Consider the following 13,824-nt stretch of genomic DNA (forward strand, 5'->3'; position numbering starts at 1 on the left):
CGCCATGACAGATTACATCCGCGATGGGCAGGCCATTTATGACCGCTCCTTCGCCATCATCCGCGCTGAGGCCGATCTGAGCCGCATACCTGCGGATCTCGAAAAGCTCGCGGTGCGCGTGGCTCACGCATCTGGCATGGTCGATATCGTTGAAGACATCGTCTTCTCAGAAGGCGCAGGACAGGCCGGACGTGATGCTTTGCTCAAAGGTGCACCAATCCTCTGCGATGCACGCATGGTTGCAGAAGGCATCACCCGTTTGCGACTGCCAGCCAATAATGATGTTATCTGCACACTGAACGATCCATCGGTTCCGGAGTTGGCGAAAAAGATCGGCAACACACGCTCTGCCGCAGCGCTTGACCTCTGGCTTCCCAACCTCGAAGGCAGCGTCGTTGCTATCGGCAACGCGCCAACCGCTCTCTTCCGCCTGTTTGAAATGTTGGACAATGGTGCGCCCAAACCTGCGCTTATCATCGGTATGCCGGTCGGTTTTGTCGGTGCTGCCGAATCCAAGGACGAGCTGGCCGAAAACAGTCGTGGTGTACCTTTTGTGATCGTGCGCGGACGTCGTGGTGGCAGCGCTATGACCGCAGCTGCTGTCAATGCACTTGCTTCGGAGCGCGAATAATGGCCCTCAAAGGCAAGCTTTATGGTCTGGGTGTCGGCCCCGGCGATCCCGAACTCATCACACTTAAAGCGCTTCGACTGCTCAAATCCGCTCCTGTGGTCGCTTATCACGCAGCCAAGGGCAAAAAGGGCAACGCACTGACAATCGTCGAAACCTATCTGTCTTCAGAACAGACTTTGGTTCCGCTTATCTATCCGGTAACAACGGAAAAACTGCCCGATCACATGGATTATGAGCAGATCGTCAGCGATTTCTATGCCGAGATCACCGCGACGATTGCAAGTCATCTTGATGCAGGCCGCGACGTGGCCGTGATCGCGGAAGGTGATCCGTTCTTCTATGGTTCGTTCATGTATATCCATGACCGACTGGCCGAAAAATATGAAACGGAAGTCGTGCCTGGCGTTTGCTCTGTTCTGGGCGCCGCTGCCGTGCTCGGCGCGCCCTTGGTCTACCGCAACCAGACCCTGTCGATCCTTTCAGGCGTCATGAGTGCGGGAGAACTCAAAACACGCCTAGCAGGTACTGAGGCCGCAGCCATCATGAAACTCGGCAAAAATCTCGACAAGGTGCGTGATGTGCTGAACGAGTTAGGGCTGATGGATCGTGCCCTCTATATCGAGCGTGCGACCATGCAGAACCAGCGTATTGCCCCATTGGCCGAGGTCAGTGGTAGCGATTGTCCATATTTCTCGATCATTCTAGTTCCAGGCAGCAAATGGAATGGCGCATGAAGCCTGCAATTCTGATCTTGAGCGAAGCTGCAATTTCCACGGCGCGGAAAGTGCAATCAGCACTTGGAAATGCGGAAGTACTCGGACTGGAAAACCGAGTTCACAGCGCCGACAAAAGCTTTGCTCATTTTGGCAATATAATCCGCGCACTTTATGAAGAGGGCCGACCTGTGATCGCCTTGTGCGCTTCAGGCATCATCATCCGCGCCCTTGCACCCCTTCTGCAAAACAAGCGCATCGAACCGCCCGTTCTGGCCGTTGCAGATGATGGCAGCGCGGTTGTGCCATTGCTTGGCGGTCTGTCGGGTGTCAATGACATGGCGCGAACAATCGCTCATGCATTGGAAGTAGCGCCCGCGATCACCACGACTGGCGAGTTGCGCTTTGGCATTAACCTGCTTCATCCTCCGGCGGAACTGACACTCGCCAATCCGGACAACGCCAAGACCTTCATGTCCAACCTTCTTGCAGGTCAAACACTACAAATTAGAGGCAATTCTCGCTGGCTCTCGGCATCAAAGCTACCGCTTTCCGACGATGGGCAACTCACAATCAGCATCACGCCCGAAAACCGCGCAGCAAAACCAAATGAGCTGATCTATCATCCGCGAACAATTGCCATCGCTATCGAAAAGCCAACCGAAGACCTTGCAGGTCTGATCGGACAAGCCTTTGACGATACAGGCCTATCGATAGACTCGCTTGCTTTGCTTCTGGCTCGCGAGACACATTGCGCTTCACCGCATATCCATGAGGCTGCAAAAGCACTGAAAGCGCCCTTGCGTTTTGTTGCAGGCGATGCCGATCTTGCAGCCGCCTCGGTCGAAAACCCTGTTCAACACGTGGCGACTGAAAACCTGACGCTGGCTGTTGCAGCAGCACCTGCCGATGTTCTTTTTATCGGTCGCAAGCGCGGCAAGCTCACGGTTATTGGGCTTGGCCCGGGTTCCCGTGATCTGATGACGCCAGCCGTGCAGCGTGATCTGGAACAGGCCGAAGACATACTCGGCTATGAAACCTATGTCCGCATGGCAGGCCCCTTCCGCGACGATCAGATCATTCACATGACCGACAATCGCGAAGAAATGCAGCGCGCACGCCATGCATTTGAACTTGCTGCTTCAGGCCGTGACGTCGTGATGGTGTCATCCGGTGATCCGGGCGTCTTTGCCATGGCAGCAGCCGTGGTCGAAGCTCTGCATGAATCATCTGATACGTCGTGGCACGGCGTTGAACTCGTTATCCAGCCCGGCATTTCGGCGGCGATGGCAGCGGCGTCGCGCATCGGCGCACCGCTTGGGCACGATTTCTGCATCATCTCGCTATCAGACAATCTGAAGCCATGGGATGTAATCGAGAAGCGTCTGGCACTGGCAGCGCAAGCCGATCTTGCCATGGCATTCTACAATCCAATCTCCAAAGCACGTCCGCATCAACTTAGTCGAGCTTTAGAAATCCTCCGGCAGTATCGTGATGCTGAAACGCCCGTCGTGCTTGGTCGCGATATTGGCAGGCCTGCCGAAACAACTCGCGTTGTTTCGCTCGGACAACTTACACCTGATGATGTAGACATGCGCACTGTGGTGATTGTCGGCTCATCGCACACTACGCGTTTTCCGCGAGCAGAAGGCGGGGAGTGGGTTTATACGCCGCGCTGGTATGGCGAAAAGCCCAGTAAATAAAAAACAAAAAGGCAGGGAAATCCCTGCCTTTTTCGTATGTTACGAAGTGTTATTGAATCACTTCTTCTTGGACTTTTTCGGTGCTGGAGCTGCCGAAGCGGTTTGAGCCGCCGCGGCTTCGGCAGCAACCTGATCTGCGCTCTTAGGCGATGTATCGATAACTGAACGAACCGAACCACCTGCAGAAAGCTGGCAAACAGCGGTGCGCAGATCAACCTTCAGATCAACATCGGTTCCGCCACCAGCACCCGGACGCGAATTAACCGCCGTAATTGCACGCTCTGGCAAAAAATACTTGTTGGCAGCAGCCGTGATGCAAGGCTGAGCAAGCGATGAATCGACCGAATAGGTCGGAACAAAGCGAGGAAATGAAACGCTGGAAGCTGCAACAGGCGCTTCCGACTTGCCGGGAACCGTCGCATTTTGCGTGGTTGTCGTACAAGCGGCAGCCAATGGAGCCAGCATAGCAATAACAAACAAACGGGCTCCGTTGCGGGTGCGTCCGGACATGATCAACCTCTTACGATCTGCTGATTAGGTAAAATTTTAACTGAGATAACTATTCGCTTTTGGCGGATTGTCGAGTGGCAGGAAGGCCACAATGCCGGTTTTTCGTTGAGCATCCCCAACGATGTCATCATTGTTTCGTGAATATCCAGTTCAACATCTCACGCCAGTCGCTCATTCTGATGGGCGTTCCATGGTTGCCGCTTTCAAAGCGACGAAACTGAACAGGGTAGCCAGCCGAACGCTTGCGGATTTCCCGATAAAAGCCTTCTTGCTTATCGATTGCGAAAACTGGATCGCGACTGCCGTGGCCAAAGAACACAGGCACGCGCTTCTGAAAAGCCGGAGATTTGAAGAAACCTTCATCCCACAATGACCCCATCAGGATCAAACCCGCAAGCTGATTGCCAGCTTTTTCATTGGAAGCGATGCGCCAGCAAAGTGCCCCACCCTGCGACCCGCAAGCAAGGACAAGCGGTGCGGATGGCGACGTTGCCTTTGCAGCCTCTATGAGCCCGGCAATCTGCTCTTCGCCCGTTGCAGCAAAATCTTTGAAATCCGGCGTCAGATAAAGCCCGCCATTCAGTGCAGCCAGATTTTTGACGCGGTTAAAGTTACCGCCGAAGGTAAAATCATTCACGCCCTGCAAACGATTGCCACCGCGTCCGTGCAGATAAATAACGATGAAAGAAGCATCTTTCTGCTTGCCCACAGCTATAGCCTTAACAGGGCCTGACGCTGTCTGAAAGACCACATCTTTCTGATAAGCACGCGCTTTTAGCGAAACATACGCATCCTTGGCGCGCTTCTCAGGTACGGCATCACGGCCATTAATGTCGCGCATTTCATTGTAATCAATGACTTTGTAATCGCCATTATCGGCGCTGCTAAGCAAGCCTGGATAGGCAAAATAATCATCTTTGAAAGGAGGAAGCGGCCCTTGAGCGAAAGCGGATGTAGCCGTTAACAGCAACAAGCTTGCAATTAATCCACCGCGTCGGATCATTTTCCCTCCTCCAAACACGTTCAGAGTTCCAGCTTATGATAGCGACGATTGAGATAAATCAGCGCTTCTTCATCAGCATTTGAAAGCAACCCGACCACTTCGCCGAACAGCACATGATGGGTTGAATGTTCCTGGACACTGGTTACCCGGCAGTCAAAAACCGCAAGTGCGTTTTTTAATGTCGGAGCGCCCGTTGCAAGCACATCCCACTCTGCGAGCTCAAAACGCTCTTCTTGCGTCATCCCCAGCCGACCGGAAAACGCATCCGCCAGCTGCTCGTGGGTGCCTGCGAGCGTATTGACTGCGAAAACACCATTTTCAATGAAAAGATGATTTTCCGGATGCGATTTCTGCAAGCAGACCAGCACAGTCGGCGGATTATCCGAGACCGAACAAGATGCGGTCAGTGTAAGACCACGACGGCCAGCTGAACCAGCAGTCGTGACAAGCTGAACTGCGCCTGCATAATGACTCATCGCATCACGATAAGTCTTTGGCTCAACAGAAACAGCATCGGGGGAAGCATTATTTTGCATTTGCACGTGAGCAACTATCCGTATTGACTGTCAGGTTCACGCAGATGTCTCTCCGTTTACCTGTATCTGCTTATGGGCATTGCACAAAGGCGAGGAAACCGCTACCCACTTTTCGTTGAATTTGTCATGAAATGTTTGAAGAAGACCGCCTCTGTGATCACGCCAAAGCAGCTTCCTGAAAAATATACAGCGGTTTTCCGCAACGGACTGTATGGGCGCAAGCATCTAAAGCTGCTGCTGATCGCGCTTTCGGCTTTCACAACACTTGGCGCAAGCGCCAAAGCACAGGACAATCCAACCGATATACGTATCGGCTTTGCTGCCCCCTTAAGCGGAAACTTCGCAGCACTAGGCAGTCAGCTTCGGGATGGCGCGAATGTGGCTGCTACAGCGGTAAATGCACGGCTTATCATCGCAGATGATCGCTGTGATGCAGAAGGTGGCAAGCAGGCTGCCGAAAGTTTTGTTCAGGAAAAAGTGCAGATTGCTGCCGGTTTTTTGTGCTCCGAAGCGCTTGAAGCAGCACTTCCTCTGCTCGCCCAAAACAATATTCCTATCATCACCTCTGGCGTGAGCGAACCCACACTGACCGAAAAACGCGCATCACCAACAATGGCTGTTTTTCGTCTGACAACGTCGCTCGACAAGGAAACGCGGGCGACAGGTAGTTTCCTCGGCAGTCTGTGGCGAGCACAGCCCTTTGCTATTATCGATGACGGCACCATTGAAGGTCGCGAGCGTGCGGCGCATGTGTTGAACAGTCTCAGAGACCAGCAATTGCAGCCAGTTTTCACCGATACCTACCGGCCCGGGCTAGAAAACCAGAATGCGCTTGTTTCTCGTTTGCGCCGCGCCGGTGCAACCCATGTTTATGTCGGCGGCGAACGTGATGATATTGCCGCCATTGGTGCGAGTGCTCAGGCACTTAAATATCCGCTGACTATCGCGGGCGGCAGCGTTCTGAACGCGGCTCCCGGCCCACAAAAGCTAAGCGATGGAACACTCATGGTTGCTCCACTAAAGGCACAGGATGTTTCAACGGCCAAACCTGCAACAGACGCGATCAGCAAGGCGGGCATCTTACCGGAAGCCTATGCGGTCATGGGCTTTGCTACAGTTGAACTCGCAGCTAAGGCAATCAAACAAGCGCAGGAACAGCAGCAGTCAGTCATCGATATCGTGCGAAGCAATTCCTTTGAAACGGCGATCGGCACACTGAAATTTGACGGTAATGGCAACCGGACCGACAACCCGAACCGTCTGCAACGCTATGATGGCAAGAGTTTCACACCAGCCGACTAATAAGACCAATCAGACTCGCCGCAATAACCAGCCCTGTCATCACGCTCATCATTGACCAGAACAGCGAAAGTGCAGCGTCGATATCAGTTGCATCAGCCTCGCGCTTGCCTTCACCATAAAACATCGGCGCTTCGACTTTCTCAGCCCCATACTGACGCGGCCCAGCAAGTGCTAATTTGAGCGCGCCTGCAAAGGCTGCTTCCGGCCAACCAGCATTTGGCGAACGATGCAGCGGCGCATCGCGCCACATCACCTTAAGTGTTCTTTTCCCGGCTTTTTTGTCGACCGTGAATGCAGCAGCAATTGCTGTGAGTAATCCGGTCAATCGAGCCGGGATATAGTTTGCGACATCATCAAGACGAGCTGCGAAGCGTCCAAAATGACGATAGCGATCATTGAGATGACCGATCATTGAGTCGGCAGTGTTGATGAGCTTATAGGCAAAAAGCCCCGGCAATCCGCCTACCAAAAACCAAAAAGCGGGCGCTATGATGCCATCCGAAGCATTCTCGGAAAGGCTTTCAATCGCCGCACGGCTAACCCCACCTTCATCCAATTGTTCAGGATTACGCCCGACGATCATCGAAACCGCTTTGCGTCCGCCTTCAATGCCGTCTTCACGCAATCCAGTGGCCACCGCCCGCACATGATCGGCTAGACTTTTCTGCGCGAGAAACACCGCAACGATGACAATCTCGACCAGCGCACCCGCCGTACCAAGATAAGGCAGCAAATAGTCTAGCGCCAACCCTACCACAACACAGGAAATCACCAGTCCGATGATCAGCCACATACCATTGCTGCGCAGTGCATTGACGGAAAGGCTATGATCATTGAGACGCTTTTCACCCCAGCTGATTGCCTTGCCAAACAGAACCACCGGATGCGGAATTTTCTGCCAAAGCTGCGGCGGGTCACCTACCACACGATCCAGAACAAGCGCTAAAGCAAGAATAATCAGCTTTATTTCCATGGACTTGATGCGCTTTCCTGAATCACTTTTTTAAGCGGAGAATATCCCGCAATGCCTGTTCCAATCGCATAAGGCTCGCTTGATCAGGCGCCAGTCCGATGCGCAGCCAGCTTGGTGCATAGGCAAACTTTCGGACAAGAATATGCCGTTCACAAAGCGCATCGTAAATTGCATGAGCATTTTCGTGTTCAACCAGCGAAAACAGAGCCGTGCCGCCGATTTCAGTGAGCTGACACTTTGCAAGCGTCGCGGTAAGTTCTGCCCGTCTTGTATCGATACGACTATGAAATGCCTCAAGCTCAACGCCACTTTTGAAAGCATGAAGCGCAATGGCAAGCGTTGGCCCCGCCACCGCCCATGGACCGAGTCTGTCTGCAACGCGATTCACAAGCGCATCATTTGCAAGCAGAAACCCAAGCCGAACACCTGCAAGGCCAAAGAACTTGCCAAAGGATTTCAGCACGATCAGCGGCGCATTCGCAGCATGCCTTGCAATGCTCACCTCTGGATGCGGATCGGCAAATGCCTCATCCACAACCAGAAAACCACCACGTTCGCCCAACTTTCGTGCAAGCCCCAGCAAATCAGGTCGCGCAACAATCCGGCCATCCGGGTTATTCGGGTTGACGATTGTAACCACCAGCGCATCCTCTGGGATGTCGTCGAGCGTCGCACATTCGATCACATTCCAGTTCGCTGCTTCAAAAGCTGCCGCATGTTCCTGATAGGTCGGGCCCAAAATGGCGACCGTCGCAGGCCCAAGCAATGTTGGTATAAGTTGAATGAGTGCCTGCGTTCCCGGGCTGGCAACGATTGGCGCATTCTGACCCGCTTCGTAATAGGAACGTGCGGCAGTCAATACCTGCTGCAACAGCCCCTCATCCGGCAGACGGTTCCACAGGGGCGCAGGCAATTCGGGCAGTGGAAAATGTTCGGGATTGATACCCGTTGAAAGATCAAGCCAGTCTTCAGCCTTGCCGCCAAAACGGGCAATGGCCTTATCCAGCGCTCCGCCATGCTCAATAGTCATGTTCAGGCACTCTCTCCGGAAAAATCAATTACGTGCATGAAGGAACCGGCAACTGAACCAACGCGCAGACCCGCCTCTCCCAGTTCCTCGCCCAACGCATCGCGAACACGGAAAAGCCGTTCGGCATCCCCTTCACGCACAATGCTCGCATAATGAAACTCATGCGCAGAAAGCGACAAAGGCCATGGTGAACCCGACAAAGGTTCCAGTTTGCGATAGCCAAGGTGCATTTTGCGTTTGGCAAAGCTTGTTTCAAGCGGAAGCAGCCCAAGCATAGGATGCTTCACGCAAGACGAATCTTCCAGCGTCTCACCCAGCACCATATAGCCGCCACACTCGCCGTAAATGCGCGCACCACGATCCGCAGCGCGCCTCATGCCCTGCTGGAAATGCTTCGCTTGGCTCAGTTTTCCGGCATAAAGTTCGGGATAGCCACCCGGCAGATAAATGGCGTCAGCGCTTTCATCGGGCGCTGCATCAGCAAGCGGTGAAAAGAATGAAATCTCGGCACCACGCCTGCGCCAGCCTGCAAGCAGATGCGCATATGCAAAGGCGAAGGCATCGTCTCGCGCTACTGCAATGCAGCTTCCAGGCGGCGTAAGGCGAGGAACATTCGCCATCGCCTCATGATGCTTTGGCCGCGACCAGATATGCTCTAATGCGCGTAAATCAATATGCGCATCGACCACATCTGCAGCGTGTTCAAGGAAACGCTCCAGATCGGCATGTTCCGCTGCTTGAACAAGCCCAAGATGCCTGGAGGGTAGAACCAGCGCTTCATCGCGCGGAATTGCGCCCAACACTGTCATGCCAAGCGGCTTGATCGCTTCGCGCAGCATGGCTTCATGTCTGCCGCTACCAACCCGATTGAGAATAACACCAGCAATCAGCACATCTTTGCGAAACTGGCTGAAACCTGAAATGAGTGCCGCAATAGAATGCGATTGGCGCGCGCAATCGACCACCAGCACCAGTGGCAGATCAAGCATTCTAGCCAAGTCTGCCGACGAACCCTTTCCATCGAGCGCCCCGTCAAAAAGCCCCATCATGCCTTCGACAACCAGCAGCTTGTTGCCTTCAGTCATACGGGAAGAAATGGCACTGATAAGCTCTGGCCGCATGCCCCATGGATCAAGATTGAAGCAATCTGCACCGCTCGCAGCCTTATGATAGGCAGGATCGATATAATCAGGACCAGCTTTTGCCGGTGCAAGTGCCTCGCCACGCCGTTTTAGAGCGCGCAGCAGCCCAAGCGTCAAAGTCGTCTTTCCCGAACCGGAAGCAGGTGCGGCAATCATGAAACCATTCATGCGCTCTTGTCCTTGTTGAGATGAAGCGGATCACTTGTCAGCTTACGTCCCTGAGACGCACCAAGCCAATCAAGCCCGGAGCGCAGCTTCACGACCTCGCCTACAACCACTATTGCCGGTGGCTTGAGGCCCGATGCTTCGACATCGGCAACCGCGCGTGACAGCGAGGTCTCCAGAACCACCTGTTCAGGCAAGCTGGCATTACAGACAAATGCGACCGGCTCATCCGGTGAGCGTCCTGCCGCCATCAGGCGCTCTGTGATGAGATCAATATGCTTCATCGCCATATACATCACTATAACCGGAGAGACCTGCGCAATGCCTTCCCAATTAATACGGTCCGGCATCAGCCCCTTTGCATCATGACCTGTGAGGAACGTGACTGATTGGTTGATATCGCGATGCGTGGCTGCAATTCCAGCATAAGCAAGGCCACCAATACCTGCTGTAATCCCTGGCACGATGCGAAACGGCACGCCATGTTCAACCAACGTCAGCGCTTCCTCAGCTCCGCGCCCAAAGACAAACGGATCGCCGCCTTTAAGGCGCAGAACCTTTTTGCCCTGCTTTGCAAGTTCCACCAGACGCAACGAAATATCGCGCTGTTTTGGCGACGGCTTGCCACCCCGCTTACCGGCATATTCCAAAACCGCTGTGGCATTTCTCAGAGAAAGGCAGGATTCATCAACCAGAGCATCATAGACAATCACATCGGCTTGACCTAAGGCATTGGCCGCATGAAGCGTCAGCAACCCCGGATCGCCGGGACCAGCGCCCACCAACCAGACATGCCCCGGCTCTATCGCAGGCAAAGCTATCCTGTCAGCGCCAGATGAGGTAATGTTCGGTTGAATATTTTCAGTCATTTTACAATGTGTCACCAGATAAATCCGCAGGCATCCATGAACGACGAAACCACGCCCCGCAAGGAAAAAACGCAAATTGGCGGGCAAGAACCGTTGCGTCGTGGCTGGACGACGGGCGCCTGCGCCACAGCAGCAACCAAGGCTGCACTCACCGCGCTGATTACCGGCGAGTTCCCTGATCCGGTCGGCATCATTCTGCCTAAAGGCGAAGTCCCTTATTTCCAGCTTGAATATGAAGGCCTCGGCGAAGGCTATGCCATGGCAGGAATCGTCAAAGATGCAGGCGATGACCCGGACGTGACCCACGGCGCGACAATCATCTCAACAGTCTTCCCCGCTCCTCCCGGCACAGGCATTGTGTTTCAGGCTGGCGAAGGTGTGGGCACTGTCACGCGGCCCGGCCTGCAAATTCCTCCGGGTGAAGCGGCAATCAATCCAACGCCTCGCCGTATGATGACAGAAATCTGCGAGCAGATTTGTGCCGAATATGGCCTGCCTGCGGATCTGGTGATTACGATTTCGGTTCCGGGTGGCGAAGAAATCGCACAGAAAACATGGAACCCGCGCCTTGGCATCGTCGGCGGCATTTCCATCTTAGGCACGACAGGTGTTGTGCATCCTTTCTCGTGCTCAGCATGGATTCATTCGATCCATCGCGGCATCGATGTGGCCCGCGCAGAAGGCCAAAAACATGTTCTGGCCCCTACAGGCTCTACGTCCGAAGATGCAGCTCAGGCAATCTATGATTTGCCGGAATTCGCGGTTCTCGACATGGGCGATTTTGCAGGCGGTGTCCTTAAATATCTTCGCGAGCATCCGATTGAAAAACTGACCATTGCCGGTGGCTTTGCTAAATTGACGAAACTTGCACAGGGGGAGTTAGACCTCCACTCAGCGCGGTCACAGGTGGACAAAAGCTTCCTCTGGGCGATTGCTGAAAAAGCTGGCGCGCCAGCTGACATGAAGGATCGGATTCTTTTTGCGAACACTGCGCTCGAAGTGCTTGAATTGACTCAGAGCCTTGGCCTCGACATGGCTACGCCAATTGCGCAAAAAGCAAAAGAAACTGCACTTGCAACCTTGCGCGGCGCGCCCGTTGACGTCGAAATTATCGTGACGGATCGCAAAGGCAATATCCTTGCCCGCCTCTAAAATACTCATTCTTGGCGGCACGGCAGAAGCAGCAAAACTTGCTTCTGCATTCGCGCCCCTGCCCGTTGAATCTATCACCTCACTTGCAGGCCGGACGGCAAACCCGACGGCAATCAGCGGTAAAATCCGAACAGGTGGCTTTGGCGGCGCAGAAGGTCTTGCGGCGTATCTGGCGAATGAAAAGATCGACCTCCTGATTGACGCAACACATCCCTATGCAACGCGCATTTCACAAAATGCTGTGCAAGCATCTGAGATCACCACTATCCCTCTGCTGAGGCTTGAACGCCCAGCATGGGAAAGGGAAAGCGGCGACAACTGGATTGATGTCGCGAGTGAAGCGCAAGCCGCGAGCCTTATTCCCGCAGATGAGCGCGTTTTGCTCGCATTAGGACGACAGCACATTGCGCCCTTTGCAGAACGCAACGATGTGCACTTCATCACGCGAATGATCGACCCGCCAGAAGTAAGCCTCCCGCACGATTGCGAGATCGTTCTGGCAAAGCCATGTAATTATGAAGCTGAGTTGCAATTCTTGAACGAACGAAAGATCAGCCTCATCGTCAGCCGCAATTCCGGCGGCAGCATATCCTACGCCAAGATCAAAGCAGCGCGTAATCTCACTATTCCGGTCTTGATGATTAGTCGTCCGCCCGTTGCAGCCAAAACCTCTGTCGCGACAGTGGACGAAGCACTCGATTTTGCGCGCACAGTTTTAAGATTTTGAGCGTGCAACATGGCTATGCGCCTCATGATAAAGCGCTGAATCCCGAAAATTCTTCGGATCAAGGCCACGCCCTACAAAGATCATTGCGGTTCGCTTGACGCCTGAAAGCTCGATTTTCTCCGCAATATCAGACAATGTTCCGCGCAAAATCTGCTCATCTGGCCAGGCAATGCGATAGGCAACAACCACCGGACAATCCGCACCATAGAATGGCGTAAGCTCTGCCTCGATCTTCGCAAGATTGCGAATGGAAAGATGGATAACCAGCGTCGCACCCGACTTCGCAAAGGTGGAAAGCTCTTCGCCTTCCGGCATGGCAGAAGATTTGACCGAAGTGCGTGTGAGAATAATGCTCTGATTAACTTCCGGAATTGTCAGTTCCTGCTTCATCGCAGCCGCAGCCGCCACAAAAGCCGGAACGCCCGGTGTCACATCATAAGGGATGCCGAGCGCATCGAGCCTGCGCATCTGTTCAGCCATCGCGCCATAAATCGACGGATCGCCTGAATGGACACGAGCAACATCATGCCCTTTGGCATGGGCTGCTTCAATCGCCGCAATAATTTCATCAAGAGTAAGCGAGGAACTATCAATCAGCAGCGCATCTTTGGGCGCGGACGCGACAACTTCTTTCGGTACCAGTGATCCCGCATAAATGCAGACCAGGCAGCTCTCAATCAGTCGCAGACCGCGCACAGTGATAAGATCGGCCGCACCCGGACCAGCGCCAATGAAATGAACTGTCACGTTTTCTTCCTCTGTTCAGGCATTTCGAATGCCTGTCAGATGACAGAGGAGTCAATCTTTTTCAGGCAAGAGTCCTTGAATATCATTGAAGATCGACTGCCACTCTTCCGGCGTCAGCTCAAAGAAATTAAAGCTTCTGAGCAAAAAAGCACCTTCGTTTGCAATAAACGCCAGTCGCGCGCGCCTGCCTTCAGGCGTCGAAACATCAAGACCATCCCACTGCTTGCGATACCAGGCCCGGGTTTCATCCAAATAATGCGAGTTGGGAATAAGGCTCGCCATCATTGCGGCAAATCGAGAATCATCTTCGGCATCGCTCTCACGGGTTACAGCTATGTGTGCTGCGATATGCGAAATTGTATCTTGCCTATGCTGCTTGCGTGCCGTCACAAGATCGTCGAAGCGGTCGCCCCACCGCTCGATCATGGCTTTCATCAATCCATCTTTATTCCCAAAGCAATATTGCACACCGCCTTTGGTCACGCCGGAGGCTTGCGCCACTGCATCCATGGTCAGCGCAACGATACCACCTTCAGCAACGAGCTTCTCAGCCATGTCGAGCACATGGTCACGATCGATTGAGCGCGGGCGGCCAGTTTTTTGCAATTTCTTACTTTCCAT

Annotated in this window: 15 protein-coding genes; 6 read left to right on the plus strand and 9 right to left on the minus strand. The window is 53.7% G+C overall.

Annotated features, from left to right (window positions below):
* The first annotated feature begins 4 nt into the window (after positions 1–4).
* Genes ACOZHT_RS12770 through cobJ form a run of 3 tightly spaced genes read left to right on the plus strand, consistent with a single transcriptional unit; the run spans position 5 to position 3,047 of the window.
* Positions 5–631 (plus strand): precorrin-8X methylmutase, encoded by a 627-nt coding sequence (locus ACOZHT_RS12770; protein ID WP_339513777.1) that lies wholly within the window; start codon positions 5–7, stop codon positions 629–631.
* Positions 631–1,365 carry a precorrin-2 C(20)-methyltransferase gene (locus ACOZHT_RS12775; RefSeq protein ID WP_339513775.1) on the plus strand — a complete coding sequence of 245 codons (735 nt, stop codon included), beginning with the start codon at positions 631–633 and terminating at the stop codon, positions 1,363–1,365. Before ACOZHT_RS12770 ends, ACOZHT_RS12775 begins: the two co-directional genes overlap by 1 nt.
* A complete protein-coding gene (gene cobJ / locus ACOZHT_RS12780; protein ID WP_339513773.1) occupies positions 1,362–3,047 on the plus strand; it encodes a precorrin-3B C(17)-methyltransferase in 1,686 nt (561 codons plus the stop codon). Before ACOZHT_RS12775 ends, cobJ begins: the two co-directional genes overlap by 4 nt.
* 57 nt (positions 3,048–3,104) lie before the next feature.
* On the opposite strand, the gene ACOZHT_RS12785 is transcribed toward cobJ, so the two are convergent.
* From ACOZHT_RS12785 to ACOZHT_RS12795, 3 genes are all read right to left on the minus strand, one after another.
* Entirely contained in the window at positions 3,105–3,557 is a 453-nt protein-coding gene (locus ACOZHT_RS12785; protein ID WP_339513771.1) for a hypothetical protein, read from the minus strand.
* A gap of 127 nt (positions 3,558–3,684) precedes the next feature.
* On the minus strand, positions 3,685–4,560 hold the full coding sequence (locus ACOZHT_RS12790) for an alpha/beta hydrolase (RefSeq protein WP_339513769.1): 876 nt from the start codon (positions 4,558–4,560) through the stop codon (positions 3,685–3,687).
* A 20-nt stretch (positions 4,561–4,580) separates the two neighbouring features.
* Positions 4,581–5,096, minus strand: a complete 516-nt coding sequence (locus ACOZHT_RS12795) for a flavin reductase (protein ID WP_339513842.1) — start codon at positions 5,094–5,096, stop codon at positions 4,581–4,583.
* Between the two features lie 234 nt (positions 5,097–5,330).
* Between ACOZHT_RS12795 and ACOZHT_RS12800 the strand changes: the two genes are divergently transcribed.
* On the plus strand, positions 5,331–6,398 hold the full coding sequence (locus ACOZHT_RS12800) for a branched-chain amino acid ABC transporter substrate-binding protein (protein WP_421565865.1): 1,068 nt from the start codon (positions 5,331–5,333) through the stop codon (positions 6,396–6,398).
* Here the strand turns inward: ACOZHT_RS12800 and cbiB are convergent.
* The 4 genes from cbiB to cobA are packed head-to-tail and all read right to left on the minus strand — an operon-like array spanning position 6,382 to position 10,577.
* Positions 6,382–7,371: an adenosylcobinamide-phosphate synthase CbiB gene (gene cbiB, locus ACOZHT_RS12805; RefSeq protein WP_339513765.1), complete on the minus strand. Its 990-nt coding sequence runs from the start codon at positions 7,369–7,371 to the stop codon at positions 6,382–6,384. The two genes, ACOZHT_RS12800 and cbiB, sit on opposite strands and share 17 nt — an antisense overlap.
* Positions 7,372–7,393: 22 nt before the next feature.
* Positions 7,394–8,407, minus strand: a complete 1,014-nt coding sequence (gene cobD, locus ACOZHT_RS12810; RefSeq protein WP_339513840.1) for a threonine-phosphate decarboxylase CobD — start codon at positions 8,405–8,407, stop codon at positions 7,394–7,396.
* Positions 8,404–9,711 carry a cobyrinate a,c-diamide synthase gene (locus tag ACOZHT_RS12815; protein WP_339513763.1) on the minus strand — a complete coding sequence of 436 codons (1,308 nt, stop codon included), beginning with the start codon at positions 9,709–9,711 and terminating at the stop codon, positions 8,404–8,406. The genes cobD and ACOZHT_RS12815 overlap by 4 nt, the downstream gene beginning before the upstream one ends.
* Positions 9,708–10,577, minus strand: a complete 870-nt coding sequence (cobA, locus tag ACOZHT_RS12820; protein WP_339513761.1) for a uroporphyrinogen-III C-methyltransferase — start codon at positions 10,575–10,577, stop codon at positions 9,708–9,710. The genes ACOZHT_RS12815 and cobA overlap by 4 nt, the downstream gene beginning before the upstream one ends.
* A gap of 36 nt (positions 10,578–10,613) precedes the next feature.
* Between cobA and ACOZHT_RS12825 the strand changes: the two genes are divergently transcribed.
* Positions 10,614–11,729, plus strand: coding sequence for a cobalt-precorrin-5B (C(1))-methyltransferase (locus ACOZHT_RS12825; protein ID WP_339513759.1), 1,116 nt, complete (start codon positions 10,614–10,616; stop codon positions 11,727–11,729).
* Positions 11,716–12,456 (plus strand): cobalt-precorrin-6A reductase, encoded by a 741-nt coding sequence (locus ACOZHT_RS12830; RefSeq protein WP_339513757.1) that lies wholly within the window; start codon positions 11,716–11,718, stop codon positions 12,454–12,456. The genes ACOZHT_RS12825 and ACOZHT_RS12830 overlap by 14 nt, the downstream gene beginning before the upstream one ends.
* Here ACOZHT_RS12830 and cobM read toward each other — a convergent pair.
* Entirely contained in the window at positions 12,445–13,203 is a 759-nt protein-coding gene (gene cobM / locus ACOZHT_RS12835; protein ID WP_339513755.1) for a precorrin-4 C(11)-methyltransferase, read from the minus strand. The two genes, ACOZHT_RS12830 and cobM, sit on opposite strands and share 12 nt — an antisense overlap.
* 51 nt (positions 13,204–13,254) lie before the next feature.
* A complete protein-coding gene (locus ACOZHT_RS12840; RefSeq protein ID WP_339513753.1) occupies positions 13,255–13,809 on the minus strand; it encodes a TetR/AcrR family transcriptional regulator in 555 nt (184 codons plus the stop codon).
* Positions 13,810–13,824 lie beyond the last annotated feature (15 nt).

The sequence above is a fragment of the Ochrobactrum sp. EDr1-4 genome (assembly GCF_049199085.1).
GTDB lineage: Bacteria > Pseudomonadota > Alphaproteobacteria > Rhizobiales > Rhizobiaceae > Brucella.